This is a genomic window from Methylobacterium fujisawaense (genome assembly GCF_039619325.1).
In the GTDB taxonomy this organism is placed as follows: domain Bacteria; phylum Pseudomonadota; class Alphaproteobacteria; order Rhizobiales; family Beijerinckiaceae; genus Methylobacterium; species Methylobacterium fujisawaense.
The window spans coordinates 6166956-6192680 of record NZ_CP155000.1 but is presented as its reverse complement, the minus strand read 5'-3'; the positions used below and the strand labels follow the sequence as shown (position 1 = coordinate 6192680).

Genomic DNA, 25725 nt, shown 5'->3' with positions numbered 1-25725 from the left:
AGACGCGGGCGCGGTTCCGTACTATCGTGGCTCCCATGATCCTGCCGACCGCGCCCTCGGGGGCACGATGAAGCCCTGGATGGTCTGGCCGCTGATGGCGGTCATCTTCGGGCTGTGCTGGATCGCAGGGAAGACTTCCGAGTGCCCGGACGGGCAGATCGCGATCCGGCAGGGCTACGCGGTGGCCTGCGTCACCGGCAGTTGGCGGTAGGCCCATGAGCGCACACGCCATCGTCACCGCGATCGAGGAGGAGAGCCTTGCGCTCTGCCGCCTGCGCGCGACCGGGCGCCAGGACGTCGACCTCGAAGCCCGCGACCATCACTGCCGGCGCATCCGGTCCCTGATCCGCCAGCTCCGCCCCCTCATCGGCACCGTCGAGAAGCGCACGTTTGGCGCCTCCGGCCAGAGCACGAAGGGCAAGCCGTTCACCGTCGCGAGGCGGCGCCGGGCGGCCTGATTTGTAGGCCGATGCGGAATTACCAAGACATTTCCGCAAGAACCGTCCTGCCAGCGTAAATAGCGCAACAAAATGAGTGACTTACCCGCGATTTCAGGGTCGCGGCGAACCGCTCGCGCCCGGGGCAGAATAAAAACCCAAGAGGCCGCGAAGGCGGTTCTGGCCACCCGGGCGGTGGCCTACCTCCGAGTCTCCACAGACGAGCAGGCCGCTCACGGTTTCGGGCTTGAGACGCAGGAGCGAGCCCTCCGCGCCTTTGCTGAGAGCCAAGCCTACGAGCTCGTCGCGGTCATCACCGACGCGGGCGTGTCCGGGGCGACCCGGCCTGCCGACCGGGCCGGCTTCGGCGAGGTCCTGCAACTCGCGGCCGACGGGAAGTTCTCGGTGCTGCTGGTCTACCGCTTCGACCGGCTCGCCCGCGAGATCCGGTACGCCGTGACCACAGTCGCCGATCTTGCCGAGACGCACGAGGTCGGCATCCGGTCCGTCACCGAGCCGATCGACACGGCGACGCCGATGGGGCGCACCGTGTTCGCGATCCTCGCCGGCATGGCGGAATCGGAGCGGTTCACGATCCGGGACCGCACGGCAGGCGGCAAGCTGGCCAAGGCCGGCCGCGGTGGCTTTGCCGGTGGTCGAGTCCCCTACGGATACGCCACCGACCGGGCTGGTGGCCTGGTGGTGGTGCCGGAACAGGCGGCGATCGTCCGGCGGATCTTCCGGGAGCGGGGTCGCGGCAAGCGCCCGCGGGCGACCCTCCAGGCCATTGCCGAAGGGCTGAACCGCGACGGCATCCCATCCCCGACCGGTCGCCGCTGGCGGCACGACACGGTCGGCTACCTCCTCGACAACCCGAAATATCGCGGGGCTGTCGAATACCTCTTCACCTGGACCGGCGCCGAGCAGCATGTGCTCCAGCCGGGCGCCCACGAGGCGATCATCTCTTGACCGCACGCCCCGACTTCACCGCGGCCGACGCCGAGCGGGCGCTTCGCCATGCGCAGCGCCTTCAGCGCGACCCGGCGGCCCAGGCCTACGGCGACCATCTTCGACGGCAGGGCATCATCGGGAAGCCGGTGGCCACGCCTCTCCCGGACGATTCCCCGTACGACGAGGCGAAGGCCGGCGAGTTCGAGGTCCGCCGCTCCATGGCGATGAGGAACGCGCGGCCATGCTGAAGCGCCTCGTCCTCCGCTGGCTGCGCCGCTCGCACCCGGCGGCCCCCGCGCCGACCGTCCACCGCGGTGAGCGCGAGCTGTCCGCCGGTCCTGACCTCGGCGCCCCGACCGGTCCGATCGCGAAGCTGTCCTACGACGAGGCGCTCGCGTGCTTCGGCGTCCACCAGGGACGATGACGATGCCCCGCCTCTGCGCTGCCATCCTGCTCGCCGGCATCGCCGCGGCGGCCTTCCGCTCGCGCCGGCCGGCCGCCTTGGGCATGGTCCGCCCGGCCATCCCCGCCGACGTGCTGGTGATGGCTGAGCGCCTAACCCTATTGTTCGGCGACATGCCGTCCCGGGCGAAGCACTGATGCGCGGCGTCGCGGGCCTCCAGCACGCCGCCGGCATCCTCCTGGTCCTGGCGCTCGGCTGGGGCTGGGTGTGGGTGTTCGACCGGCCCGCGCAGGCCTCGACGGTCGGCTACCGCATCGAGGTCCGTGCCTGCCGAGGATCGGACTGCCGCCTGCTGCCGGTCTCCGGCCGGCGCTGGATCGGCCGGTTCGCCTGCGAGGGGCACGCCTCCACCATTGAGCAGTTCGGCGAGGCCCCGCGCGGACGCACGCTGTCGGCGCGCTGCGTGGCGGTCGAGGGGATGACGGGGGCCTGATGGCGAAGACCGCGTTCACGACCGAGGAGCTGCTCCGCTCTCAGGCCGAGATGAGCGAGCGGCTCAAGCGCCTGCGTGAGGACAACCTCGCGAGCACGCTGTTCGGCCAGACCACCTCGCAGACATCTGACACCTTCGACTTCCGCACCATGCGGCCCGCCGAAACCCCGAAGCCCTGGCGCTTCGACGGCCTTGAGGTGGTCGACTTGGAGCCCGACGCCGATGGCGTCTGGTGCGTACCGGATGAGATGCTGCCGTTCGTGCGAGCGCTCTGATGCTGGCGCGCCCTCGTCCGCCGGAGCGGCTGCTCGGCCAGGAAGGCGCTCTCACGGCGCTGCCTTTCGAGCCTGCGCCCGAGCTGGAGGCCTGGGCCCGCGCCGCCTTCATCAGCGAGGACGCGGTGCTGCTGAACGAGGAGCACGCGCACCTCCGCGAGGCGACGATCGGCTTCATGTGGACGTCCGTGCCGAACGCGCGCGGCGGGAACGGTGTCGTCGGCCAGGCCGAGATCCCCTCAATCCAGGGCGGGAAGTGGGCCCGGGCCCGGTTCTTCCAGCAGGTCGAGGCCTGGTTCGGCCTCGTCCCGGATTTCATGATCACGCTCGACGCCGGCTTCGCGGACCAGGCCGACGACGCCACGTTCTGCTCCCTCGTCGAGCACGAGCTCTACCACTGCGCGCAGGCGAAGGACGCCTATGGCGCCCCTCGGTTCTCGAAGCAGACGGGGCGTCCGATCTTCACGATGCGCGGCCACGACGTCGAGGAGTTCGTCGGCGTCGTCGCCCGCTACGGCGTCGGTGCGGCGGCAGGCCAGACCGCGGCGCTGGTCGAGGCGGCCAACCGGCCCCCGATCGTGTGCGAGGCGGACATCGTCGGCGCCTGCGGCACCTGCGGGCGCCGGGTTTGATCCTGAATTGACGGATTCGCGACTGTGTCGACGCTCTCCGACGAGGTGAAAACCTTCATCGTCCAGCAGCTTGCGTGCTTCGACCCGCCCTCCGTGGTGGTGAAGGCGGTCAAGGCCGAGTTCGCCGAGACGGTCTCGCCGCAGCAGGTCGAGGCCTACAATCCGGAGCGCCGGGCGGGCCAGGGCCTGAGCGAGCAGTATCGAGAGCTGTTCCGCGTCACCCGGGAGCAGTTCCTGGAGAACGCGGCGGCGATCGGCATCTCGCACCGGGTGACGCGGCTCCGCGCGCTGCAACGCCTCGCCGAGCGCGCCGAGACGCAGGGCAACATCGCGCTGGCGGCCCAGTTGCTCGCCCAGGCCGCGAAGGAGGTCGGGGGCGTTTTCACCAACAAGCGGGAGAACGAGCTGACCGGGAAGGACGGCGCGCCGCTGGTTGATGGCGGGATCACCGTCGCGTTCGTCCGGGCGGCGCCCGTCGATGCGGGTTGAGTTCCCGGAGAAGCTCGACTTCCTGTTCGAGCCGGCCCGCTACAAGATCGCCTACGGCGGCCGCGGCGGGGCGAAATCCTGGGGGTTCGGCCGGGCACTCGTGATCCTCGGCGCCCAACGCAAGCTCCGGGTGCTCTGTGCCCGCGAGTTCCAGAACAGCATCGCGGAATCGGCGCACGCGCTCCTGGCGCAGCAGATCGACCTCCTCGGGCTGTCGCACCTCTACGACACGCAGGAGAAGCGGATCCTCGGGACCAACGGGACCGAGTTCATCTTCAAGGGGCTCCGGCACAACGTCGCCTCGGTGAAGTCGACCGAGGGCGTGGACGTGTGCTGGGTCGAGGAGGCCCGCACCGTCTCGAAGACGTCCTGGGACGTGCTGATCCCGACCATCCGCAAGGAAGGCTCGGAGATCTGGATCAGCTTCAACACGGAGCTGGAGGGGGACGAGACCTACCAGCGGTTCGTGGTGCATCCGCCGACCGGCGCGCGCGTGGTGAAGATCGGCTGGGAGGACAATCCCTGGTTCCCCGACGTGCTCCGGCAGGAGGCGTTGGACCTGAAGGCCCGCGACCCGGTCGCCTACGAGACGGTCTGGGGCGGCCACTGCAAGCAGGTCCTCGACGGGGCGATCTACACCCACGAGATCCTCGCGGCCTCGCGCGAGGGCCGGTTCCGAAAGGTGCCCTACGACCCCACGAAGCCGGTCCACACGTTCTGGGACCTGGGCCGGGCCGACAAGACGAGCGTGTGGTTCGCCCAGCAGGTCGGCCTCGAGTTCCGGCTGATCGATTTTTACGAGAGCCGCGGGCACTTCTTCCGGCACTACCTCGACGAGCTGGACGGCAAGGCGACCGAGCTGGGCTACGTCTACGGCGAGCACTGGCTCCCGCACGACGCGCAGAACGAGCTCCTCGCCTCCGAGCGGACGATTGAGCAGCAGATGTGGGCGGCCGGGCATCAGGTCCGGATCACGCCCAAGCTCTCCGTGGCATCCGGCATCGACGCGGCCCGCCAGGTGTTCGCGCGGTGCTTCTTCGATGAGGAGCGCTGCGCCGACGGCATCCAGGCGCTGCGGAACTACCGCTACGACGTCGACGAGAAGACGCAGGCCTTCTCGAAGAACCCGCTCCACGATTGGGCGAGCCACGCGGCCGACGCCTTCCGCTACTTCGCCGTCGCCATCGCCGAGCCCCGCCCGGACGATCCGCCGGTGAACACCCCGAACGACCGCTACGACCGGCGCCGCCGCCGCGAGCGCTCTGAAACTCACGAAGGTACCGGATGGGCGTGACGGACACCGACGCGCCGGCCGACGAGGCCGTGTCGCCCGAGGAGCAGGCGGGCCTCGACCGTGAGGCGCTGATGCGCAAGCTGCGGGCGTGGTTCCGCGCGGACCGCGACGCGTCGTCGGAGTGGCGGAAGGAGGCGAAGGTCGACTTCGACTTCGTGGCCAGTCACCAATGGGACGAGCGCGACCTTGCCGTGCTAAAGGAGCAGGGCCGGCCGCCGATCACGTTCAACCGGGTCCTGCCGGTGATCAAGGCGGTGGCGGGCTCCGAGGTCTCGACCCGCCAGGACATCCAGTACCTGCCGCGCGAGGTCGGCGATTCCGCGCTGAACGAGGTGCTCACCGAGGCCTCCCGCTACCTCGCCGACGAGGCCGACGCGGAGGACGAGGAGAGCGACGCCTTCGTGGATGCCGTGATCTGCGGCGTCGGCGTGATCGAGATGCGTCTCGACTACGAGATCAACCCCGACGGCGCCTACGTCGAGGACCGGGTCAACCCGCAGGAGATGTTCTGGGACCACACCGCGACCAAGCGCGGGCTGTCCGACGCGCGCCGGGTGTTCCGGGCGAAGACGATGGACCGGGCCGAGGCCGAGGGCCTGTTCCCGGATGCCGACCCGTCCGACCTCGATGCGGCCTGGGCGGAGGATCGCGACGGTGGCGAGCCGCACCACCAACTCCAGCCCGGCGAGCACCGCATGGACCGCCGCGAGGCGGCCGACGCCGGCACGGACCGCGTCACCATCGTCGAGGTGCAGTGGTGGGAGCGGAAGAAGGTCGCGGTCGTCATCGACCCGCAGACCGGCGAGCCGATGGACATGGACCCGGCCCAGGCGAAGGTGCTGGTGCAGCGCGCCGCCGCGATGGGCATGCCGCCCGTGCGGGTGTTCCACCAGATGAAGCGCGTCTACCGGCGCGCGTTCCTCGGTGCGACCGTGCTGGAGGAGGGCCCGGCCCCGGCCGGTGACCGCTTCTCGTACGCCTTCCTCACGGGTGACCGGGACCAGAACAAGGGCTCGTGGTTCGGGATCGTGCGCCCGATGCGCGACCCGCAGCGCTTCGCCAACAAGTGGCTGAGCCAGACCATGGACATGCTCAACCGGCAGTCCAAGGGCGGCCACTTCGCCGAGACCTCGGCCGTGAAGGACATCCGGCAGTTCGAGGCGTCCGCGGCCAAACCCGGCGCCACGACCTGGGTGAACCCGGGCGCGCTGCGCTCCGGCGCGATCAAGGAGAAGCCCCTGCCGGTCCTGCCCTCGGGTCACTGGCAGATGATGGAGTTCGCAATCGGCTCCATCCGCGACTCCTCGGGCGTTAACCTGGAGTTGCTCGGCCAGCAGCAGAACGATCAGGCCGGCATCCTGGAGTACCACCGCAAGCAGGCGGCGATGAACATCCTCGCCACCGCGTTCAACGCGCTGCGGCGGGCCCGGAAGCACATCGGCCGGGTGCGGCTCTACTTCATCCAGCGCTACCTCTCGGACGGCCGCCTCGTGCGGATCACCGGCCCGGCTGGCCAGAAGGTCATCCCGCTCCTGCGCGACCAGACCGCGGGCGACTTCGACGTGATCATCGACGAGGCCCCCTCCTCGCCGAACCAGCAGCAGGTGGTGTGGCAGACCTTCGTGTCGGTGCTGCCGATCATCCGCGACATGATCACCCCGCAGGTGCTCCTGGAGGTGCTGCCCTACTCGCCGTTCCCGGACAGCTTCGTCGCCAAGATGCGCGAGCTGCTCGCCAGCCAGCAGAACGACCCGCAGGCACAGCAGCAGAAGCAGATGGCCGTGCAGCAGGCGCTCACGGCGATCGAGGAGAAGGCAGCCGGCGCCGACCTGAAGCGCGCCCAGGCCGAGCATCAGCGCTCGCTCAGCACGTACGACAAGGTCGACACGGTCGGGCGCACCTTGGAGATCGCGCACGGCACCCAGCAGGCGTCGCAGGGCGCGGCCCCCTCACCCGAGCAGCACCGGCACGCCGCGCCGGCCCCGACGCCGCTCCCCGTGGATCGGGCGCCCTTCGCGATGCTGCCCCCGCCGCCCGCCGCCGGGCCCGATCAGTACCCGACCCGGGTCGGCTTCTAACCAGCAGGACACAGCATGGCAGTCGACAGGAACGCCGCCGGGGTCATCCGCGGCGAACACACCATCGTGCCCGCCTCGAACGGCGGCTTCATCGTCTACAGCACTGGCGACATCTGCGACTTCAGTCGGCGGATGCCGGAGGCGCTGATCGCCGGGTCTCTGGACGAGGTTCTGGGATGGCTGCGTCAGCGCCTTATGCCCGTGCCGCCGTCCGTTGAGCGGTCCGCGGCCTGATGCGGCTTGTCCAGCTCCGGATCTACTCCGGCGATCCCGAGACGCCCGGCGAGGCGGTCTACGTCGCCCCGGACAACGTCGGCATGGTCGAGAACGGCATGGCCGATCCGCCCGCCTCTCAGGTGTGGCTCAAGGTCGGCGTGCCGATGCTGCTGGTTGAGGGCTCGCCGCAGCGCGTCGCCGCGATGGTGGACGCGGCGCTGATGGGCCGGACCCACGATGACTTCCGCGACCGCGCCCACACCGCGCTGGGCGAGCGCATGGCCGACGGCCGCCCGCTCCGTCCGGGCGAGGTGATCCCCGTCCGCTGACCTCTTCCGCCCGCCGACGGCGCACGTCGGCTTCCGTACCCTTCACGTCACGAGGACATCATGGACGACAACGACCTCGCCTCCACCAGCGACAACGCCGAGGGCTTCACCCCCGAGGAGCAGGCCGCCTTCGACGCCTACGAGCGCGGCGAGGAGATCCCCTCTGCTTCGACGGCGGCTCCCGCTGCTGATGGCGCCCCGGCCGGTGGTGATGCTGCGCCGGCTGCCGCTGCCCCCGAAGCCGCTCCCGGCGAGGTCGTGGACCCCGAGGCCGACGCCGGCAGCCCGGACGAGAACAAGGGCAAGTTCGTCCGCCACGGCGCATTCCACCAGGAGCGCGAGCGCCGGAAGGCTGTCGAGAAGGAGCTGAACGACCTCCGCGAGAAGTATGCGCGCGGCGATGAGCGCCTGAAGCTGCTGAACGAGGCGATGCAGGCCCGGCCCGCGGCCGCCGCCCAGCCCGAGACTCCGCTCGCGCCGCCCAGCCCGGACGAGGACATCTTCGGCTACGCGAAGCACCTCGAGAAGCAGATCGAGGAGCTGAAGAACGGCTTCACGCAGGAGACCACCCGCCAGCGCCAGGAGCGCGAGGTCGGCGAGGTCATCCGGGACTACCAGTCCGACCTCAACCGCTTCGCCTCGGCCGAGCCGACCTTCGCCGACGCGTTCCGCCACGTCATGCAGAGCCGGACGGCTGAGTATGCGGCGCTGGGCGTGCCGGAGGCGCAGATCCAGCAGGCGCTCCAGCAGGACGAGTTCCAGATCGCCCTCGAAGCCCGGAAGGCCGGCGTCTCGCCCGCCGAGCGCATCTTCCAGATCGCCAAGGCCCGCGGGTTCGCCCCGAAGGCCGCGGAGCCGGCACCGGCCGCTGTCCCGGCCGAGACCCCGGCCCAGAAGGTCGAGCGGGTCGCCGCCGGCCAGGCCGGCCCGGGCAAGTCGCTGTCGGCCGCTGGTGGCGCGCCGGCCGGCGAGGTCACCTTCGAGATGCTGGCCGCGATGAGCGAGAAGGACTTCGAGGCCTTCGCCACCAAGAACCCGGACAAGCTCGCCCGCCTGATGGGCGCGGAGGCCTGATCCGATGCGGCGCGCCTGCCTCGTCGTCGCGCTGTCGGCCTTCCTGACGGGGGCAGCCCGCGCAGCGCCTCCAATGGAGACCAGCCAGCTCGTCGATGGCACCGGTGCGCCGCTCGGCGTCGGCGGGAACCCGCTTGCGGCCAACCCGCCCGCGACCGGCGCGTTCAGCGTTGCTCGGGTCGCGGGGATCGGCACGTCGGGTGTGCTGGTGTCAGCCGCCGACCCGGTCAGCCGGCGTACCGTGACCAACACTGGCTCCATGGCGTGCGAGATCATGCCGGGCGCCGCCGCCTACGGCACGGGCTACCCGATCGCCCCGGGCGGCTCGTTCACCTTCGACGCGGCGGGGCGCACCACGGCGGCCATCTACGCCGCCTGCGCATCCTCGGGCGGCTCCGTCGCCGTGATGAGCTACTGAGGCTGGTTGTGCGCACGATCCTGCTGGCTCTGCTGCTCGCGTCCCCGCCGGCCCTTGCGGCGGGCCCTGGCGCCAGCCCGCCAGATCTCTCGGCCTATGCCACGACGGCGCAGGTGCCGGCGCCCTGTGCCGCGGTCCCGACCGCCGACACGCTGCTGGGCTCGACTGGTACCGCGGGCTGCTACGTGCCGAAGGACGCCTCGCGGCCGACATCGGTCCAGGCGGCCAATGTGATCACCAGCGCCACCGACGGAACGTGGTCAGTGACCTGGGCGCGCCCGTTTACCTCGGCCGCGCCGGTGGTGCTGCCGATCCCGGTCAACACCGGCACGCTGCCTCTGGTCTGCAACGTCACCGCCCGCTCCGCGACGGGCGCGACCGGCAAGTGCTGGCAGTCGACCACCACGACGCTGTCCGGCACGCTCATCGGCCTCTTGGTGAACCCGTTCGGTTCGCCAGCCGCGAGCGCGCCAGTGATGATCGTCGGTCGCGAGCCGACGCAGTAGGATCCGCTTGACCTGACGGGCGAAACACCGGATATCGCCATGATCGCGTGACGTGCGGGCCTGAGGCCCCGTCCCGCTTTCCTCCAGTTTCCGTCCGGCCCACGCGCCGCACCCTGCTGTTCCCAGCGGGGCGCTTTCGCGTGTCCGGTCGTCCGATTGGCCCCCGTCACAGGGCTCGCCCGGCCGCGTCACAGCCTCCGTCCGCGCCACGCACGGCGCCCGTCCGATCACCGTCCCCAACGGTCACCTGGGGCCCGGCTTCCGTCCGCGCGGCGACGACACGGCCCGCACGCACCCCTCCCCCACGGAATCCAGCCTTCAGAGGCACCTCTCATGTCGTTCACGAATTTCGGCATCGGCGATCCGATGGCCCAGAAGCTGTGGAGCAAGAAGCTCGCAGTGGAGGCCAACAAGTCCATCGACATCGACCCGCTGGTCGGCACCTCCGACGGATCCATCATCCAGGAGAAGACCGAGACCAAGAAGGGCAACGGCGATCAGGTCACCTTCGGCCTGCGCATGCAGCTCAAGGGCGACGGCTTCACCTCCGACGACGTCGCCGAGGGCAACGGCGAGCAGCTCGGCACCAACTCCGACAAGGTGACGATCGACGAGCTCGGCCACGTGGTCGGCGTGAAGTCGGACAATACCATCGACGCGCAGCGCGTGCCGTTCAACATGCGCGAGCAGGCCCGCTCCGGCATCGCCGACTGGTTCCAGACCCGCCGCGCGAAGATCTTCTTCGCCCACGTCTGCGGCTACACCCCGGTGAACGCGCTGCCGGGCAAGAACGCCCGGAAGTACAACGGCAACAACCTCGTCACGGCCCCGTCCGCCGGTCGCATCCTGCGCCCGAACGGCCGCGCCAACGACGCCGCCCTCGTCGCCGGCGACATCTTCACACTCAGCCTGATCGACCAGGCGGTGGAGCTGGCGAAGACCGGCGGCGCCGCGGGCAAGGTGATGATCCGCCCCGTCGTGGTCGACGGCCAGAAGGTCTACGTGATGTACCTGCACTCCACGCAGGTCACTTCGCTGCGGACCAACACCGGCGCCGGCCAGTGGCTCGACATCCAGAAGGCGGCGATGGCCGGCATGCAGTCGAGCAAGAGCCCGATCTTCTCGGGCGCGCTCGGCATGTACAACGGCGTCGTGCTCCGTGAGGCCCAGGACATCACGCAGGGCGTCTCGGTCGACGGCACCTCGGCCGTGGCCAACACCCGCCGCGCCGTCCTCCTCGGCGCCCAGGCCGCGACCGTGGCCTACGGCAAGGCCGGCGGCGACGAGCGCTACCGCTGGAACGAGGAGCTCTACGACCACAAGCGGAACCTCGAGGTCTCCGCCTGGGCGATCTGGGGCCTGAAGAAGACGACCTTCAACGGCGACGACTTCGGCGTCATCACCGTCCCGACCTACGCCGCGCCCGCCGGCTAAGCCCCCGCCGATCCAGCCTGACGGCTGACCCGGGCCGGGGCCTCGCGCTCCGGCCCATCCCGCCTTTCCCCCGATCCGTCTGAACAGGAGGTCCTCGTGGCCACCAACGTCCCCCCCGCGTCCCCATCGGTGCGTGAGTATCGCCGGCAGGAGTCGCAGTACGTCCGCCTGACCGTGTCCTACGTGAACGGCGCCTTCGTCCTGCCGGCCTCGCTCCCGGCCGGCGCGCTGATCACCTCGCTCCTCGTGCTCGTCGAGGCTGCGTTCTCGGCCGGCGCCTCGATGGTTCTCGGCTCCGCCCCGGGAGGCAACGACCTCGCCGTTGCGGGCGACACCGCCGTGACCGCGGCGGGCGTGAAGCGCATCGACACCGCCACCCTGAAGGGCCGGCTCGCCGCCGACACGCCGATCTACGGCACGATCGCGGGCGCCCCGGTCGCGGGTGTGGCCACCATCGTGCTGCACTACGCCCCAAACAACGACGGCTGATGCACGCCGCGCTCTGGGTGCTGCACGCGGGCGCTCACGCGCTCGCCGACGCGCCCGCACCGGCCCCGGCACCCTCGCCGGAGCCGGTTCCTCTTCCCCAGCTTGACCGCCAGCCCGAGCCCGCGCCTGGTGCGCCTCGGAAGCCCGCGCGCCGCTCGAAGGGCCGTCGATGATGCAGCACCAGTTCCGGCGTCTAATCGGCGCCGCCATCCTCTCGCTGGCGCCCTCGCTCGGCTTCGCGCAGTCCGCTCTGAAGCAGCCGGTCCTTGTCGCGACCCCGGGCGTGCCGGTGGATCCGATCCCGGCCGCGGTCACGAAGCTCTACCAGAACGACCTCCTGCTCCAGAGCCTGATCTCGACGCGGTTCGGCGCGCTCGGGAACGCCTCGGTCCTCAACGTCGGCACCGTGTCGGGCACCGTGGCCGACGGCGGCGCCCTGACCACGGAGGCCGCACGTGCGCTCGCGGCCGAGCAGGCGAACGCGAGCAACATCACCGCCGCCGCCACCGCGATCGCGAACGAGATCACGCGGGCTCAGACCGCAGAGGGACTAAAGGCGCCGCTGGTCTCGCCGGTGTTCTCGGGTGTCCCGTCCGTCCCGACCGCGCAGGCGGGTACCAGTACGACCCAGGCGGCCTCGACGGCATTCGTCACCAGCGGCATCGCGAGTGAAGCAGTTCGCGCACAGGCGGCGGAGGCGCTGCTCGCACCCTTGTCGTCGCCAGCCTTGTTCGGCCTCCCCACGGCGCCGACAGCGGCAGCCGGCACGGCGACGACACAGATCGCGACGACCGCTTTCGCCACGGCCGCAGTGTCCTCGGAGGCCGCGCGTGCACAGAGCGTAGAGGCTTTGCTCGCCCCCAAGGCAAGCCCGTCGTTTACCGGAACCGTGTCCCTCCCCACGCTGGCCCTGACCGGCTCCGGTTCGACCGGCGATGTGTCGGGGACGAGCGTTCCAGCGCCGAGCAACGCGGCGACCCAGGGCAGCCTATCGTGGCTTATCGGATGGCTCGCGGGCACCAACACCGTCGCGGATCTGCGCACGAACCTCCGGGCCACGATCTTCAAGAGCGTCCAGACGCTCGGCTACACGACGGTCGGCGACGGCGGCGGCGGTCGATATTTCTGGACGAGCGACACGAGCGCGGCCGATGACGGCTGCTCCGTCATCGTCGCGGCGGACGGCGGGCGCTGGAAGCTCGACCTGACGGGCGCGATCAGCCCCAAGCAGTGCGGGGCGAAGCTCGACAACTCCGTCGATGATACCGCCGCGATCAACAAGGCCATCGCGGCAAAGGCGGCTGCCGGCGGTGGGCGGGTTCAGTTCCCGGCCTTCACGGCGTTCAAGGCCGGCGACGTCCAGCTCCGCAGCATGGTTGAGGTGGTCGGCCCCGGCCCGCGTGTCGGTGTCTGGTACTGCTCGGCCGACCCGTGCATCTCCAAGGTCGCTGGCGAACAGCTCTCCGGCGCCAAGTTCACGGACTTCCGTATTTTCCCGGGCAGCCTCGCGCTCTACACTGCGACGGTGATGTCCTTCGGGACGATGAACCATTCCGAGGTCGGCAGGCTACTGATCGAAGGGTTCCTGTCGAGCACCAGCGGCGCGACGATCCTCAGCCTCGGCGGCGAAGTCGCAACCAACATCACGGACAGCAATCTCGGGTCGAACGTGACGTGGAACCGCTTCCACGACATCACGGTCTACGGCTGCGGAATTTGCTGGATCATCCAGGGCAAGTATGGCTCCGGCACGGCGAGCGACGGCAACGCGCCGTACCCGCTGGCCCAGGTCACGACACACAACACGTTCGACCAGATCAATTTGTTCTACGTGCAGAACAAGTGCATCTCGATCGTCAACGCGGCAGACACGAATGTCTGGCTCGGCGGCATGTGCAATCTGCACGGCACCACCGTCATCGGGGTCGCGAATGGAGATGATCCGAACTACACCGGCAACACCTATGTCGGGGCCAACAAGTTCATCGGGTTCGGGCTTTCCGCCGATGGAGGGCCGACCAGCCTAACGCTTTGGTCGTCGCAAAATTACTCGTCGGCCACTGAGTGCATCGGGTGTGAGAGCGACGTGGACCCGTCGCGCCCCGGTTATACGATGATCAACATGCCGAATGCTAAGAGCTACAGCATTTGCGGCAAGCGGCTCGACAACATCGGTAACGACTGGCTGGGCTGCCAGCGCAAGGGCATCGCCTGGGATCAGACAAGCGTCATCGGCGCCCCGGCCTCCGGGTTCTCGCTGACGTGGCCTATCGCCTACAACAAGCTGATCCTGGCCGGCGGTGGCACGCTGGCTTCCGGCACGGTGGCGCTGCCGTGCAACCCGCCCAACGGTCTACGCGCCGTCTTCGCGACCTCCGGTTTGACAGTCACCAGCCTCAGTGTGGTGTCATGCGCGGGCGCTGGCCAGAACATCTACGGCTCGCCCGGCACGGTCAGCCAAACCGCCCCCGTCGCCTTCCGCTACGATGCCGGCTCGAACGGCTGGTTCCGGGACTGACGTCCGCTCTCCCATCGACCATCCCCTGAGCCGAGCGCAAATAGCCCATGGCCGACGAGACGCTCTTCCCTGACTCCACCGCGCTGGTGAAGTCGGCCTTCGGCGCGACGGTCGACAACCCGTTGATCCTCGCGGATGGCACCTCGACCGACGACGGGTCGCCGACCCTCTTCCGGATGATCAACCAGATTGTCGACGACCCTCGACCGACCGGACCTGATCGGGCACGTCCGCGCCGCGATCCGGGCCGCGATCGGGTTCTGGCAGCGGGAGCGGTTCGCCTTCAACGACGGGGTGTTGTCGTTCGCCACCGTGGCAGGGCGGGCCGGTTACGGCGGCGTCGCGCTGGCCGGGCAGAACGTCATGCTGGCGATCGACAGCGCCATTGCCGTGGATGGCAGCGGCACGACCTGGGTGCTTAAGAGCGTGCCGCTGGCGAGCCTGGAGGCGCTCGGCGCGCAGGATCAGGCCGGCCAGCCCGCCTACTTCGCGAAGTTCTCCGAGGGGTACCGCCTCTACCCGATCCCGGACGCGGTCTACACGATCCGCTTCACCGGCCACGTCCGCCTCGGCGCGCCGGCGACCGACGCCGACACGAACGCCTGGGTCGACGAGGCGTACGACCTCATCCTGTCCTACGCGAAGCGCCACCTCGCCCTGCACGTGCTGAAGGACCCGGCGCTGCGGTCGGCGATGGACATCGCGGTCGGCGAGGCCTCGGTCTCGCTGAAGGGCTTGGCCACCACCATGGCCGGCACCGGCGTCGTCCAGGCCTACGACCTGTGAAGATCCCCTTCGGCACCTGGGCGCCCGACGTCGCCTCGAACGACGCCGGGTCGTCGGCGATCGCCCGCAACGTGTTCCCGCGGCCCGACGGCTACGGCCCCGTGCCCTCGCCGAACCCGGTCAGCCAGCCGCTGCCGGAGGCCTGCCGGGGATCGATCGCGGCGCAGCTCCCGAGCGGGGCGTGGGTGTTCTTCGCGGGCACGGCGTCGCGGCTCTATCGGCTCGACCCGGTCACGAACGCCTGGGAGGACGTGTCCGGCCCGACGCCGTACCTCGTGCCCGAGGGCGATTACTGGTCGTTCGCGCTATACGGCACGCGGCTGTTCGCCGTGCATCTCGGCGCGCCGCCGCAGGTGATCGACATCGCGCTCACCACGGCCACAACCTTCGCCGACCTCACCGCCGCCGACCCCGCGAACCCGCCGCCGCGGGCGCGGTTCGTGGTGGTGGTGAACGAGTTCCTGGTGCTCGGGTCCCTGCTCGCCGACCCGACCATGATCCAGTGGTCGGGCATCGCCGACCCGACCTTCTGGACGCCGGGGGTGTTCGACTCCGACGTGCAGATCTTCCCGGACGGCGGCCACGTCACCGGTCTCGTCGGCGGCGAGACCCTGATCGTGTTCCAAGACCGGGCCATCCAGCAGATGGTGTTCGCGCCGGGGACGAGCGAGGTGTTCCAGCGCTCGAAGCTGGAGGACGACCGCGGCGCTGTCGCGCCCTGGTCGGTGGTGAAGATCGGTCCGACCATCTTCTTCCTGGACCGGGACGGCGTCTACGCCTTCGCGGCCGGCACGTCGGTGCCGATCGGCAAGAACAGGGTGAACACCTGGATCCAGGCCCTGCGGGACCCGACCTTCGCGCACACCGGCGTGGCGGTGGCGGATCCCACCGGCAGCCGCGTGCTGTTCGCGATGAAGAGCCTGCGCGTCTCGGACCCGACGCTGCTCGACCTCGTGCTGGTGTACGATTCCGTGCAGGATCGGTGGACCCAGCTCGACCTCGTGATCCGTCACTGGATGCGCGCCGAGACGGCGCCGATCAGCATCGACGACATCCACGAAGACATCGACAACGGCACGACGCCGTACAATTTCGCCGGAGGGCTGTCGTTCGACTCCGCGCTGTTCTCGGGCGGCGTGCCGCTGGTCGGCGTCTGGGGCACGGACAATCGGCTGGCCCTCCTCGAGGGGCCGAGCATGGAGGCGCTGGTCGGCACGCCCGACGCGATGCTGTCGCGCCCGAACCGGACCTACGCGCGCGGCATCCGGGTCGATACCGATGCTGAACGGTGGTTCGCCGCGGTCGGCACCCGGGAGTCGCTCGGCGCCTCGACCGCGGTCCGCTGGCGGCCGGAGACCGGGCCGAACGTGGAGCGGGTCGCGCCCTGCCACGCCTCGGGCCGGTACCACCGCGTCCAGGTGCGGATCCCGGCCGGCGACCCCTGGACCTACGTGACGGCGATCGAGCCCGACGCCACGCCCGAGGGCGCACGATGAAGATCCCGGCCCGAGGCCGCGGGCTGACCGCGCAGAACCTCGACACGCACGGCGACGCGATCCGCGACCTCGCCACGGGCGGCACCAACGCGGGCAGCACCGTGACGCTGGTGGCGAATGCCACCTCCACCTCGGTCCCGGACCGGCTGTGCACGGCCGACACGATGGTGATGTTGTCGCCCCGCAGCGCCAGCGCGGCCGCGGCGCAGGTGTGGGTGGAGGCCACGGCGAACGGCACCTTCACGCTCGGCCACGACGCGTCCGCCGCCGCGGACCGCACCTTCGATTACGAGCTCCGACGCCGGTGATCCTCACGCCCGTGCCCGCCGACCAGGTCGATGCGATCTGGCCGGTGGCGGAGCCGTGGCTGGCGCGCGTCTGCGCCCGCCGTGAATCCGACCTGACCCTCGATGGCCTGCGCGCGATGTGCCGGGCCGGCCAGGGGCAGCTCGTGCTGATCGGGCCCGCCAACGGGCCGCCGGTCGCCGCCGGCGTCACGCAGGTCCGCCAGCACGCTGACCAGACCCGGTCGTGCTGGGTGCTCGCCGTCGGCGGCGCCGGCGCCCGGGCGTGGCGCGACACGCTCAGCCTGATCGAGGCCGGCGCGCGGCGGCTCGGCTGCGCCACCGTCGAGTTCGCGGGCCGCTCCGGCTGGGCCGGGCTGCTGCCCGATTACGCCGCTCACACGCACTTCATGAAGAGGCTCTGATGGGCTCCTCGACGACGACCTCGACCGAGCAGCAGCACTCGGAGAGCCAGCCCTGGGCGCCCGCGGTCGGCAACCTCCAGCAGATCCTCGGCGACTCGAAGACGCTCTACTCGAACGGCGTCGGCTCGGGCGTCTACGGCGGCCAGCGCGTCGCCGGTCTGAACGGCGACACGCTGACCGGCCTCCAGTCGATGCGGGACCAGGCCGCGTCCGACAACGCCGGCGCCCAGGGCACGTCGTTCCTGCAGAACGTGCTCGGCTCCGGCGGGATCAGCGCCACGACCCAGCAGGGCCTCGGCATGCTGGCCAACGTGCCGAACGTGACGCCGCAGAGTGTCCTGGCGCAGTCCGGTCTCGACAAGAACGGCCTGTCGGCCGGCTCGGTCGGGGCGTTGGGCCAGCTCGGGAACGTGAAGGGCGTCGACCTCTCGCGCCTCGGGTCGCTCGCGGACAGCCTCGGCTCGGCCTCGAACCCGGTGAACCAGACCGCGGCCGGCTTCATGAACGGCTCGCGGGACCTGACCACGATCCCGCAGCTCCAGGACCTCTACGCGAAGAGCCAGGCGCCGTCGGCGGCCGAGACGAACCTGTCGGGCATGGCGGCCGGCAAGGATCTGGACCCGACCAAGAACGCGATCTTCCAGAACCTGGTGAACACCGCGTCCACCAACGCGCTCCAGGCGCAGAAGGAAGCCTTCGCCGCGTCCGGCCGGTACGGCTCCGGCTCGTTCGCGGGCGCGGCCAACAAGGCGGTGAACGACACCCAGTCGGCCCTCTACGCCGACCAGTACAACAAGAACCTCGCCAACCAGCTCTCGGCGAACACCCAGATCGACTCCGCGCGGCAGGCCGCCAGCCAACTCGGCACCGGCATCACCAACGCGATCTCGGGCGTGCAGTCGACGAACAACCAGCAGCGTCTCGCCGGGGCCGGTCTGGCCCAGTCGCAGACCGCCCAGCAGGCCGGCGTGCTCGGGCAGTTGCTCTCCGGCGGCCAGTTCAACTCGAGCCTCGACCTGTCGAAGGCCCAGAGCGCGCTCGGCGCCTACGCGCAGGGCACGCAGAACCGGCTCGGGGCGCTCACGACCGACGTGAACAACGACCTCGCGGGCCAGCAATTCAATTCGAATCTGGGGGTCACGAAGGCCAACGGCTTCATCAGCGCCGGCCAGACCGGGCAGAGCCAGGCGATCCAGGCCGCGAGCCAGCTCCCGGCGCTCGACGCGCTGCGCTACTCGCCCGGGCAGACCCTGGCCGGCATCGGCTCGCTGCTCCAGGGCCAGGACCAGTCGAACATCGACGCGGCGATGCAGTCCTACCAGGAGGTGCAGGACGCCCCCTGGAACATGATCAACCGCTACGCCGGGATCTCGGGCGGCATCGGCGGCATGGGCGGGACGACCGACAGCTACGGGAAGTCGACCCAGAAGACGAGCCAGAGCCCGATCCAGACGCTGCTCGGCGGCGCGCTCGGCATCGGCGGCCTCGTGTCGAAGTTCATGGGGAAGTAGGCCATGGCGTTCGGCTTCAGCATCCCGGCGATGGGTTCGCAGGACGACGGGTTCGGGCTCAGCCCCGACATGCTCGCGGCGATCCGGCAGATGGCGACCAGCGGCGGACCGGCCGGCGGCGCGGGCGCGCCCCCGGCCGCGGCCGCCCAGTCGGCAGCCCCGCAGCAGGGTTCCGGTGCGTCGGTCAGCCTGCCGATGATCTCGGTGGCGCCGCCGCAGCCGCCGCAGGCTTCCAGCGCCGGCTCGGCCAGCGCGCCCGCGGCGGCGGCCGGCGGCGCGATGACCGACCAGCAGGCCCTCATCGCGTCGGCGCAGCGGCTCGGCCTCTCGCCCGTCGAATGGGGCGGGATCATCCACTACGAGAGCGGTGGCGACCCCTCGCGCTGGGGCGGTACCGGCGGTCGGCACGTCGGCCTGATCCAGTTCGGGCCGAACGAGCAGAAGCAGTTCGGCGTCACCGGGCGCGAGAGCTTCCAGGAGCAGCTCCTGAAGGCCGAGCAGTTCATGCTCGCCCGCAAATACCAGCCCGGCTCGGGCGTGATGAACGCCTACTCGACCATCAACGCAGGCTCGCCCGGCATGTTCGGAGCGTCCGACGCCACGAACGGCGGCATGCCCGGGACGGTCGCGGACAAGGTCAACACCCAGTTCGCCCCGCACTACGCCTGGGCGAACAAGTTCCTCGGGGGCGGCATGCAGCTACCGGCCTCGTCCGGCGGTTCGAGCCGGCCGGCCGCGTTCGGGCTGTCCGGCCCGACACAGGGGGGGGGCGCCGGGACCGTGCTGCCGGCGGGCGGTGGCGACATGGCCACCCCGAACCCGTCCGGCTCGGATGGTGGGGGCGCCGGTGCGCCGGGCGGCGTGAACGTCGCGCAGGGTCTCGCCGGTGCGGCGGATGCCGCGGGCGGCGGCCAGGGCGGTCAGAAGCAGGGCGGCGGCAAGTCCCGCATGCAGCTGCGCGCCGCGCCGCGCCACCCCTTCAGCTTCTTCCAGCCGATGCAGTTCGCCGGCCAGGGCAAGGGACAGTAGGATGAGCGACGGTATCCCCTTCGGCGCGGCCTCGCCGCTCGACGACCTATCCCCCGAGCTGATCGCGCGGTTGCTCCAGTCGCAGCAGCCGCAGCAGCCCTCGCCGGTCGACAGCCTGTTGTTCGACCGCGCCGGCATGGGCGCGCCGGGGAACGGCTTCTCGGGCTCGTCCGGGACCATCGTCCCGCCGCCCGCGCCGGTAGCGCAGGCCCGCCCGGACCCGCGTGAGACCGGCGCGCTCCCCCAGCCTCCGGCGGCCCCGGCCGGCGACGCGTCGCCCGGCCCCGCCGCTCGCCCCGCGCCCGCCCCGGCTGTCGTCCCCGGCCCGGCCGACGGCGCGCAGCCGGTCAACAGCTTCGACCCGCTTTCGGGCCAGCCGGTGTCGGACTCGCCGAAGCCCGTCGCGCCGGCCCAGGGCGCCAAGCCCGAGGGTGGTTTCGACCTCGGCAGCGCTCTGTCCCGGATGAGCCAGTCCGGGCTGTCGGATCAGCTCATCGCGATCGGCGCTGGCATCCTGTCGGGCCGGAACTTCGGCGAGGGGCTCGGCCAGGGCCTGTCCAACGCGCAGAAGACCGCCACCGCCGCGGCGGCCAACCAGCTCCAGCAGCTCAAGCTCCAGCGCGAGCAGGCCGCCCTCACCGGCAACGCCCAGATCCTGAAGCGGGCCTATCCGAACCTGTCGGATTCCGAGCTCGCCGCGATGGCGACGAACAGCGGAAACGTGACGACCGCGCTCCAGATCCTGCGCGACCCGACCCACGGCCTGCCGAAGACGCCGGAGCAGATGCAGGCCGAGGCGCGCGCGACTGCTGCTGGCTCGATGGAGGGTGGCGCCAAGCCGCTCGACCGGATCAAGGGCGAGGCGCAGGCGCAGGCCGAGGGTTCGGCCGCCGGGTCGAAGGACGATGTGCAGATCATCATGCGCCCGGATGGGTCGATCGTCGGGGTGAACAAATCCCGCATCGGCGAGCCCGACGGCCCGGCCGCACTGACCCCCGTCGCCCCCGCGACGGGTGGCGCGCGCGTCTGGGGAACGACGGGTGCCGACGGTCGCGTGATCGAGCCGCCGCCCGGGACCCCGCCGGGTACCCCGGGCGCCTACGACGAGAAGGGCATGCCGCACGTCGCCCTGACGCAGGGCACGAACCAGCTTCCGCAGAAGGCCAACGCCGAGCTGGATCAGGCGGCGGTGAAGGCGATCACGGAAAGCCGGGCGAAGGCCGAGGGCGCCATCGGCACGATTGCCGCCATCAACCGTCAGAAGGAGGCGATCGATAAGGGCATCGTGTCGGGCGCCGGCGCCGACTGGCGGACGCAGGCCCGCGCGGTCGCGGCGCAGGTGCTGGGCATCCCGGACAGCTACGTCACCCAGTCGCAGCTCTTCGACCAGGCCGTGACCCAGAAGAGCGCCGAGCTGGCCAAGGCGATCTCGCAGTCGGGCCACACGACCAACATGGACCTCCAGCTCGGCAAGACGATTTCCTCGGGAGACCGGTCCAGCGTCGAGGCGGCCCTGCGCGCCGGCATCGAGGCGCAGGAGATCCTCGCCAAGAAGACGATCGACCACCACAACGCGAGCGTCGACCGGTTCGCGACCCCCGAGACCGCCCAGCGCGCCGGCTTCTTCAAGGTCGAGCAGCCGGAGGTCTACCAGTACCGCCCGGCCGCCCCCGACAGGTCGGCGGTCGAGGCCGAGATGCGCCGCCGCGGGATGATGCGCTGATGGATCTCTCGAAGCTCTCCGACGACGAGCTGCAGCAGCTCTACGCCGGCACCTCCGCGCCGAAGCCCGAGCAGGGTTCGGCCCCGAAAGTCGACCTGACGAAGATGTCGGACGCCGACCTTGCGGCCATGCACCGGAGCTTCTCGGATGCCCCGGCCGCTGGTCAGCCGGGCGACGATGTTGCCGCGATCGGGCGCGGGATCATCGACGGCGTGCCTGTGGCTGGCCCGTACATGCTCGCGGGTGTGAACCGGGCCGTCGCCGGCATCCGCGCGCTGAAGAACGACAGCCGGTACAGCGACGAGCTGAAGGCCGTCGAGGACTTCGGGACGAGGACGGCCGAGGAGCACCCCATCGCGGACATCGCGGGGCATGTCGGCGGTGGCGTCATCGGCACGGTCCCGCTCGTCATGGCGGCCCCGGCCGCGTTCGGCGCCTCGAGCGCGGCGCTGCCGGTACGGATGGCGGCCTCGGGTGTCTCTGGGGCCGCCCTGGGCGCTGCGGATTCCGCAGTACGCTCGGGCGGCGACCTTGGCGAGATCGAGAAGGGCGCCGCGATCGGCGGCGGCCTCGGCCTGGCCGGCCCCGCCATCGGCGCCGGTGTCGGCAAGGCCTGGCGAGCGATCACCGGCGGTGAGCCGGGCATGCACCTCCTCCGCGAGGCGGCGCATGGCCTGTCGGAGTCCGAGCTGGCTTCGGCGCAGGCGATCCGTGACGCCGCGGCCAACTCCCCGGGCGGTCCGGTCGGCATCTCGGTAGACGAGGCGCTGAACGCGGCGACCGGTGGCAAAGCCACGCGCGCCTCGCAGCTCGCCCGTGTCGCGGCGAACTCCGGTGGCGAGGGCGGCCAGATCGCGGGCGAGTTCTACGCGGCGCGCCCGGCGCAGGTCGACAACGCCGGTCGTGCCCTGTTCGAGCAGATCGGACCGGAGCCGACCAGCCCGACCGATCTCGGGTTCGACGTCCAGCGGGCGGCGCAGGCCGGCGTCGCGCAGACCCCGCAGGGCATGGCGCTGTCGCAGGCGCGTGCCGCGACCGGGCCTCGGATCACGCCGGAGCAGGCCGGGCAGACGATCCAGAACGAGTTGCGCGGGGTCGCTGACGGGCTGGAGGCCCGCCGCGCCGCGCAGGCCGATGTCGACTATCGCGCCGCTCGAGCAGCACCGGAGACGGTCGGCATCGAGCGCACGGCCACGGTGGAGCGCCCCGGCGACCCGATCGTCACGGAGCAGCGCTACAGCCGCCCGCAGTTCGGCGATGGTGCGCCGGCCCCGCTCGGGCCGCCGCCGGGTCGTGCCGACGGTGCCATCCAGGAGGCGGGCCCGGTCAGCCTCGGGCGGTTCATCGCGCGGAACGGCGGTCTGCCGCTCGAGGGCGACGTGCTCGCGACCGACCTGCACAAGTTCAACCTCCCCGGTCTGGGCAACGTCGCCCGCCAGGGAGGCAAGTCGATCGACAATTTCTGGCGCGAGCGGCTGATCGAGGAGGGGTATTTCCGACCCGATGCTGACGGCGGCATGGCCCGGGACATCTCGTCCGAGCTGCTGCGGAAGCTCCAGAACGAGCAGCGCGGCTTCCCGTCGTTCCCGCTCGGCTCAAACCGCGCGGCTGGCGCCGGACCGACTGCCGGGCAGCTCGGCGACGAGTATGCCGCGGCCCTCTCGCATGCCGAGACGCGGCTGAACGCGGATCTGCGTGCAGTCGGGATCGACCCGGCCAGCGTGCATCCCGACCTCCGGTCCCGGACGCTCGGGGCCCTGATGCGGGGCGAGACGGCCGAACCGCTCGACGCGTTCGAGCGGACGGTCGGCGCGATGCGCGAGCAGCCCGCACCGCTGGTGAAGACGCCGACCGTCACGGAGGAGATCCCGGACGTGCGGTTCGGGCAGGTCGACCCGCGCCCGGCGCTCGCCGCTGTCGCGGAGCAGGGTCGCACGGCCAAGGGTGATGTGCGGGGCGCTCTGTCGGCAGCCGGCCGCGACCTGCGCGAGCCCGGCGGCGACCTCGACATGAGCGTCGCTGGCCTGCTGCACGCCCGCGAGCGGCTCGACTTCAGCATCCGCGCCGCACAGGACATCGGCGATGCGACGAAGGTCCGGGATCTCCAGGCGACCCGCTCGGCGCTCGATGCGCAGTTGAAGAGCGTGCCGGAGGTGGCAACGGCCGACGCCAACTTCGCCGCCAATTCGGCGCCGCTGGAACCGTTCACCGGCAACAACCCGCTGGGCCGTGTGGTCCGCCGTGACGAGCTCACCGGGCGCATGGCGACGCCGGCTGAGCAGGTGCCGGGCATCGTCGGCGGCCCAACCGCGGCGCGCGAGTTGCTCGCCCAGCCGGCGCCGGCGTCGCGGGCGGCCTTGGGACGGCACGTCGAGACCCAGATCCTCGACCGGGCCGTCGGGCAGGACGGCGTCCGCACCGCCGATGCTCTGCGCGGTGCGATGCGCGAGAACGCCGATGTCCTCGACCAGCTCCCCGAGGTGCGCGACCGGCTCTCGAACCTCGTGTTCGCGCACGATGGGATGGAGAGGGTCGCCGCCTCGCCGCTCGGCCAGATCGCCCAGCGCCCCGACGTGAAGCATGCCGCCAGCGTGTTGTTCTCGGCCGAGCCGTCCAGCCACGGTGAGATCGCGAGCGCGATGCAGGCCCTGACGCGCAACGACCCGCGGTCGGCCCAGATGCTGGCGCGGCACTACCTAGAGAGCACGTTCAACGCGGCGACCGCAGAGAAGCGCGGGCTGCCGGCGCAGTACGGCGGTTCGATCTTCGCCTCGGCGGTGAGCGAGCACCCGCAGCGGTACCGGAACCTCCAGGAGGTGATGAAGGCGCTTCCTGAGGGCGAGACCCGCTGGAAGGCGCTGGACGGGCTGCTGACGACGCTGAAGGCGACCGCCTATCGGCCGCAGAAGGGCTCGGACACCGCCTTCAACCACGCGATCCAGAAGGAGTTCGCGTCGGGCAAGACGCATGTCGGGCAGGTCGTGTCCGATGCGCTGACGGGCGCGGCGGCCGGGACGATCGCGGGTGGCGTGAAGGGTGGCATCGCGGGCGCCGCGGTCGGCCTCAAGCACGGCGTCGGGGATGCGATGATGCGGACCCGGATGCTGAACTCGGGTGAGGCCGTGGCGCGCCTCATGTTCGACCCGAAGGCGCTCCCGGACCTGCGCGCGCTGGCGAAGTCGCCGCCCGGCAGCAAGAACGCCGAGCTGTTCACGGCGCGCCTGCTATCGCTCGCGAACGCGGGTGCCTCGTCGGCGCGCCAGCCAGTCGCGCAATAAGGGGCGGTAGGCGTAGATCGCCAGCGCCAGCCAACCGATCAGCATCAGAACGCCGAGGGTGCCGACCCCAATGGCGTTCTGCAGGCTGATCATCACCGACGGAACGAAGGCGTGCAGCAGGATCGACACCAACGCCATCAATCCGGTGAAGGCGAGCCAGCAGACGATGATCTGGGTGCGGTTCGGCATCATGGAGCTATAGTATATTGTGGACCGCACTCCGCCTGCATCACTGCCGTTTTGGTGATCGCGTTCGTGGTCTTGCTCTGGGTCCAAACCAGCGTCCCAAGACCCATCTCATTGGTCCTGATCTGGTAGGTTTCTGATGCCATAGATCCAGTCGCGTTAATTATGATGGTGCGGCTTTTTGGATCAACTTGAACAACGGTGAGCTTGTATCCCTCCTTCAAATAGCTTTGAAGTGGATTTGCGGCATCTTTGGACAGAATATCGAGCTGATCGTGATCGTTTATTAGGAACGTCAGCCGACCATCACTGATACCATCGTCTCGCCATCCACCTCGCCCTGGCGGAACGAACCCACCTTCGAAATAGAAGCTTCGGCCGGTCGACGGGCCACAGCGGGCGAGGATTGTAGCGTCCTTCGCAGAAGCAATGCCCGGTGCTGCCAGGAAAGGCGTCAGCATTCCGGCTAACGCTAGCGCCGATCTCAACCACATGGTCGTTCCCTCGTCTCGGGATCAACCTACGCGAGCAGCCAAGCTTCCGTCGATGACGCGGCAGTCACACTGGAGCAGTGGCCGCAGCGGCTACCGCCCGGTCCGCTTCAAGGTCCCCTGGAACTCGCACGAGGCGCCGTGCCACATCGTGCAGCCGTCCTCGTCAAGGTCGACGGTGCGGAAGCCGGCGGCGTAGCGGGCGGTGATCCGGCAGACCTGACCGTCGTCGGCCTTGCTGAAGACGATGGTGGAGGGGCCGGTGGCGCGGCCCTTCATCTTCACTTCGCCGCCGCAGCCGCGGTTCGTAGCCGTGGAGAAGTTGCCGGTGTAGCCGCCGCCAGCGGCCTTGACCGTGACGCCCTGCTCGTAGCCGTCTTCCTTGTGCTCGAAGGTGCCAGTGAGGCCGGCGGCCGCCACTCCTGTCGGGATGAGGAAAGCGACGAGGGCGATGCGAGCGAAGGGCATCGCTCACGATAG

At 70.4% G+C, this 25725-nt stretch carries 31 protein-coding genes; 28 read left to right on the top strand and 3 right to left on the bottom strand.

Annotated elements, in window-relative coordinates; genetic code table 11:
- Positions 1-67: 67 nt before the first annotated feature.
- The 28 genes from ABC766_RS29475 (at position 68) to ABC766_RS29340 (ending at position 24568) form a co-directional block, all read left to right on the top strand.
- Positions 68-211: a hypothetical protein gene (locus ABC766_RS29475; protein WP_345820138.1), complete on the top strand. Its 144-nt coding sequence runs from the start codon at positions 68-70 to the stop codon at positions 209-211.
- A 4-nt stretch (positions 212-215) separates the two neighbouring features.
- Positions 216-458 (top strand): hypothetical protein, encoded by a 243-nt coding sequence (locus ABC766_RS29470; protein ID WP_116656274.1) that lies wholly within the window; start codon positions 216-218, stop codon positions 456-458.
- Between the two features lie 174 nt (positions 459-632).
- Positions 633-1406 carry a recombinase family protein gene (locus tag ABC766_RS29465; RefSeq protein WP_345820135.1) on the top strand — a complete coding sequence of 258 codons (774 nt, stop codon included), beginning with the start codon at positions 633-635 and terminating at the stop codon, positions 1404-1406.
- On the top strand, positions 1403-1636 hold the full coding sequence (locus ABC766_RS29460) for a hypothetical protein (RefSeq protein WP_345820134.1): 234 nt from the start codon (positions 1403-1405) through the stop codon (positions 1634-1636). The genes ABC766_RS29465 and ABC766_RS29460 overlap by 4 nt, the downstream gene beginning before the upstream one ends.
- A complete protein-coding gene (locus ABC766_RS29455; RefSeq protein ID WP_345820133.1) occupies positions 1630-1812 on the top strand; it encodes a hypothetical protein in 183 nt (60 codons plus the stop codon). Before ABC766_RS29460 ends, ABC766_RS29455 begins: the two co-directional genes overlap by 7 nt.
- Positions 1813-1814: 2 nt before the next feature.
- The gene (locus tag ABC766_RS29450) at positions 1815-1988 is read left to right on the top strand and encodes a hypothetical protein (protein ID WP_345820131.1); all 174 of its coding nucleotides are present in this window, start codon (positions 1815-1817) and stop codon (positions 1986-1988) included.
- Positions 1988-2284: a hypothetical protein gene (locus ABC766_RS29445; protein ID WP_345820130.1), complete on the top strand. Its 297-nt coding sequence runs from the start codon at positions 1988-1990 to the stop codon at positions 2282-2284. The genes ABC766_RS29450 and ABC766_RS29445 overlap by 1 nt, the downstream gene beginning before the upstream one ends.
- Positions 2284-2559: a hypothetical protein gene (locus ABC766_RS29440; RefSeq protein ID WP_345820129.1), complete on the top strand. Its 276-nt coding sequence runs from the start codon at positions 2284-2286 to the stop codon at positions 2557-2559. The genes ABC766_RS29445 and ABC766_RS29440 overlap by 1 nt, the downstream gene beginning before the upstream one ends.
- Positions 2559-3191, top strand: coding sequence for a putative metallopeptidase (locus tag ABC766_RS29435; RefSeq protein ID WP_345820127.1), 633 nt, complete (start codon positions 2559-2561; stop codon positions 3189-3191). The genes ABC766_RS29440 and ABC766_RS29435 overlap by 1 nt, the downstream gene beginning before the upstream one ends.
- A 24-nt stretch (positions 3192-3215) precedes the next feature.
- Complete coding sequence (locus tag ABC766_RS29430; RefSeq protein ID WP_345820125.1) at positions 3216-3680, top strand: DUF2280 domain-containing protein; 465 nt, start codon at positions 3216-3218, stop codon at positions 3678-3680.
- Positions 3670-4974 carry a PBSX family phage terminase large subunit gene (locus ABC766_RS29425; protein WP_345820124.1) on the top strand — a complete coding sequence of 435 codons (1305 nt, stop codon included), beginning with the start codon at positions 3670-3672 and terminating at the stop codon, positions 4972-4974. Before ABC766_RS29430 ends, ABC766_RS29425 begins: the two co-directional genes overlap by 11 nt.
- The gene (locus tag ABC766_RS29420; protein WP_345820122.1) at positions 4965-7052 is read left to right on the top strand and encodes a portal protein; all 2088 of its coding nucleotides are present in this window, start codon (positions 4965-4967) and stop codon (positions 7050-7052) included. Before ABC766_RS29425 ends, ABC766_RS29420 begins: the two co-directional genes overlap by 10 nt.
- A 15-nt stretch (positions 7053-7067) precedes the next feature.
- Positions 7068-7286: a hypothetical protein gene (locus tag ABC766_RS29415; protein WP_345820121.1), complete on the top strand. Its 219-nt coding sequence runs from the start codon at positions 7068-7070 to the stop codon at positions 7284-7286.
- On the top strand, positions 7286-7597 hold the full coding sequence (locus tag ABC766_RS29410) for a hypothetical protein (protein WP_345820120.1): 312 nt from the start codon (positions 7286-7288) through the stop codon (positions 7595-7597). Before ABC766_RS29415 ends, ABC766_RS29410 begins: the two co-directional genes overlap by 1 nt.
- Positions 7598-7657: 60 nt before the next feature.
- Positions 7658-8671, top strand: coding sequence for a hypothetical protein (locus tag ABC766_RS29405; RefSeq protein ID WP_345820119.1), 1014 nt, complete (start codon positions 7658-7660; stop codon positions 8669-8671).
- 4 nt (positions 8672-8675) lie between these two features.
- Complete coding sequence (locus tag ABC766_RS29400; RefSeq protein ID WP_345820118.1) at positions 8676-9089, top strand: hypothetical protein; 414 nt, start codon at positions 8676-8678, stop codon at positions 9087-9089.
- 8 nt (positions 9090-9097) lie between these two features.
- Positions 9098-9595 (top strand): hypothetical protein, encoded by a 498-nt coding sequence (locus ABC766_RS29395; protein WP_345820116.1) that lies wholly within the window; start codon positions 9098-9100, stop codon positions 9593-9595.
- Between the two features lie 333 nt (positions 9596-9928).
- Positions 9929-11029: a N4-gp56 family major capsid protein gene (locus tag ABC766_RS29390; RefSeq protein ID WP_345820115.1), complete on the top strand. Its 1101-nt coding sequence runs from the start codon at positions 9929-9931 to the stop codon at positions 11027-11029.
- A 96-nt stretch (positions 11030-11125) separates the two neighbouring features.
- Positions 11126-11518, top strand: a complete 393-nt coding sequence (locus ABC766_RS29385) for a hypothetical protein (protein ID WP_345820113.1) — start codon at positions 11126-11128, stop codon at positions 11516-11518.
- Between the two features lie 169 nt (positions 11519-11687).
- Positions 11688-14036: a hypothetical protein gene (locus tag ABC766_RS29380; RefSeq protein WP_345820112.1), complete on the top strand. Its 2349-nt coding sequence runs from the start codon at positions 11688-11690 to the stop codon at positions 14034-14036.
- Between the two features lie 189 nt (positions 14037-14225).
- Entirely contained in the window at positions 14226-14822 is a 597-nt protein-coding gene (locus ABC766_RS29375) for a hypothetical protein (protein WP_345820111.1), read from the top strand.
- Complete coding sequence (locus ABC766_RS29370; RefSeq protein ID WP_345820110.1) at positions 14819-16318, top strand: hypothetical protein; 1500 nt, start codon at positions 14819-14821, stop codon at positions 16316-16318. The genes ABC766_RS29375 and ABC766_RS29370 overlap by 4 nt, the downstream gene beginning before the upstream one ends.
- Positions 16315-16626, top strand: coding sequence for a hypothetical protein (locus tag ABC766_RS29365; protein ID WP_345820109.1), 312 nt, complete (start codon positions 16315-16317; stop codon positions 16624-16626). Before ABC766_RS29370 ends, ABC766_RS29365 begins: the two co-directional genes overlap by 4 nt.
- Positions 16623-17027, top strand: a complete 405-nt coding sequence (locus ABC766_RS29360; RefSeq protein ID WP_345820108.1) for a hypothetical protein — start codon at positions 16623-16625, stop codon at positions 17025-17027. The genes ABC766_RS29365 and ABC766_RS29360 overlap by 4 nt, the downstream gene beginning before the upstream one ends.
- Positions 17027-18538 (top strand): hypothetical protein, encoded by a 1512-nt coding sequence (locus ABC766_RS29355; RefSeq protein WP_345820106.1) that lies wholly within the window; start codon positions 17027-17029, stop codon positions 18536-18538. The genes ABC766_RS29360 and ABC766_RS29355 overlap by 1 nt, the downstream gene beginning before the upstream one ends.
- A 3-nt stretch (positions 18539-18541) precedes the next feature.
- A complete protein-coding gene (locus ABC766_RS29350) occupies positions 18542-19567 on the top strand; it encodes a hypothetical protein (protein WP_345820105.1) in 1026 nt (341 codons plus the stop codon).
- Position 19568: 1 nt separating this feature from the next.
- Positions 19569-21290, top strand: coding sequence for a hypothetical protein (locus ABC766_RS29345; protein WP_345820103.1), 1722 nt, complete (start codon positions 19569-19571; stop codon positions 21288-21290).
- Positions 21290-24568, top strand: a complete 3279-nt coding sequence (locus ABC766_RS29340; protein ID WP_345820101.1) for a hypothetical protein — start codon at positions 21290-21292, stop codon at positions 24566-24568. Before ABC766_RS29345 ends, ABC766_RS29340 begins: the two co-directional genes overlap by 1 nt.
- Here ABC766_RS29340 and ABC766_RS29335 read toward each other — a convergent pair.
- The 3 genes from ABC766_RS29335 to ABC766_RS29325 form a co-directional block, all read right to left on the bottom strand.
- Positions 24515-24760, bottom strand: a complete 246-nt coding sequence (locus ABC766_RS29335; RefSeq protein WP_345820100.1) for a hypothetical protein — start codon at positions 24758-24760, stop codon at positions 24515-24517. The two genes, ABC766_RS29340 and ABC766_RS29335, sit on opposite strands and share 54 nt — an antisense overlap.
- Positions 24757-25215, bottom strand: a complete 459-nt coding sequence (locus ABC766_RS29330; protein WP_345820099.1) for a hypothetical protein — start codon at positions 25213-25215, stop codon at positions 24757-24759. Before ABC766_RS29330 ends, ABC766_RS29335 begins: the two co-directional genes overlap by 4 nt.
- 123 nt (positions 25216-25338) lie before the next feature.
- Positions 25339-25713: a hypothetical protein gene (locus ABC766_RS29325; RefSeq protein WP_345820097.1), complete on the bottom strand. Its 375-nt coding sequence runs from the start codon at positions 25711-25713 to the stop codon at positions 25339-25341.
- Positions 25714-25725 lie beyond the last annotated feature (12 nt).

Coding starts and splice junctions, on each gene's coding strand:
- ABC766_RS29475 (WP_345820138.1), top strand. CDS start 68: ATGAAGCCCTGGATGGTCTGGCCGCTGATGGCGGTCATCTTCGGGCTG.
- ABC766_RS29470 (WP_116656274.1), top strand. CDS start 216: ATGAGCGCACACGCCATCGTCACCGCGATCGAGGAGGAGAGCCTTGCG.
- ABC766_RS29455 (WP_345820133.1), top strand. CDS start 1,630: ATGCTGAAGCGCCTCGTCCTCCGCTGGCTGCGCCGCTCGCACCCGGCG.
- ABC766_RS29450 (WP_345820131.1), top strand. CDS start 1,815: ATGCCCCGCCTCTGCGCTGCCATCCTGCTCGCCGGCATCGCCGCGGCG.
- ABC766_RS29445 (WP_345820130.1), top strand. CDS start 1,988: ATGCGCGGCGTCGCGGGCCTCCAGCACGCCGCCGGCATCCTCCTGGTC.
- ABC766_RS29440 (WP_345820129.1), top strand. CDS start 2,284: ATGGCGAAGACCGCGTTCACGACCGAGGAGCTGCTCCGCTCTCAGGCC.
- ABC766_RS29435 (WP_345820127.1), top strand. CDS start 2,559: ATGCTGGCGCGCCCTCGTCCGCCGGAGCGGCTGCTCGGCCAGGAAGGC.
- ABC766_RS29425 (WP_345820124.1), top strand. CDS start 3,670: ATGCGGGTTGAGTTCCCGGAGAAGCTCGACTTCCTGTTCGAGCCGGCC.
- ABC766_RS29420 (WP_345820122.1), top strand. CDS start 4,965: ATGGGCGTGACGGACACCGACGCGCCGGCCGACGAGGCCGTGTCGCCC.
- ABC766_RS29415 (WP_345820121.1), top strand. CDS start 7,068: ATGGCAGTCGACAGGAACGCCGCCGGGGTCATCCGCGGCGAACACACC.
- ABC766_RS29410 (WP_345820120.1), top strand. CDS start 7,286: ATGCGGCTTGTCCAGCTCCGGATCTACTCCGGCGATCCCGAGACGCCC.
- ABC766_RS29405 (WP_345820119.1), top strand. CDS start 7,658: ATGGACGACAACGACCTCGCCTCCACCAGCGACAACGCCGAGGGCTTC.
- ABC766_RS29400 (WP_345820118.1), top strand. CDS start 8,676: ATGCGGCGCGCCTGCCTCGTCGTCGCGCTGTCGGCCTTCCTGACGGGG.
- ABC766_RS29390 (WP_345820115.1), top strand. CDS start 9,929: ATGTCGTTCACGAATTTCGGCATCGGCGATCCGATGGCCCAGAAGCTG.
- ABC766_RS29380 (WP_345820112.1), top strand. CDS start 11,688: ATGATGCAGCACCAGTTCCGGCGTCTAATCGGCGCCGCCATCCTCTCG.
- ABC766_RS29365 (WP_345820109.1), top strand. CDS start 16,315: ATGAAGATCCCGGCCCGAGGCCGCGGGCTGACCGCGCAGAACCTCGAC.
- ABC766_RS29355 (WP_345820106.1), top strand. CDS start 17,027: ATGGGCTCCTCGACGACGACCTCGACCGAGCAGCAGCACTCGGAGAGC.
- ABC766_RS29350 (WP_345820105.1), top strand. CDS start 18,542: ATGGCGTTCGGCTTCAGCATCCCGGCGATGGGTTCGCAGGACGACGGG.
- ABC766_RS29345 (WP_345820103.1), top strand. CDS start 19,569: ATGAGCGACGGTATCCCCTTCGGCGCGGCCTCGCCGCTCGACGACCTA.
- ABC766_RS29340 (WP_345820101.1), top strand. CDS start 21,290: ATGGATCTCTCGAAGCTCTCCGACGACGAGCTGCAGCAGCTCTACGCC.
- ABC766_RS29335 (WP_345820100.1), bottom strand. CDS start 24,760: ATGATGCCGAACCGCACCCAGATCATCGTCTGCTGGCTCGCCTTCACC.
- ABC766_RS29330 (WP_345820099.1), bottom strand. CDS start 25,215: ATGCTGACGCCTTTCCTGGCAGCACCGGGCATTGCTTCTGCGAAGGAC.
- ABC766_RS29325 (WP_345820097.1), bottom strand. CDS start 25,713: ATGCCCTTCGCTCGCATCGCCCTCGTCGCTTTCCTCATCCCGACAGGA.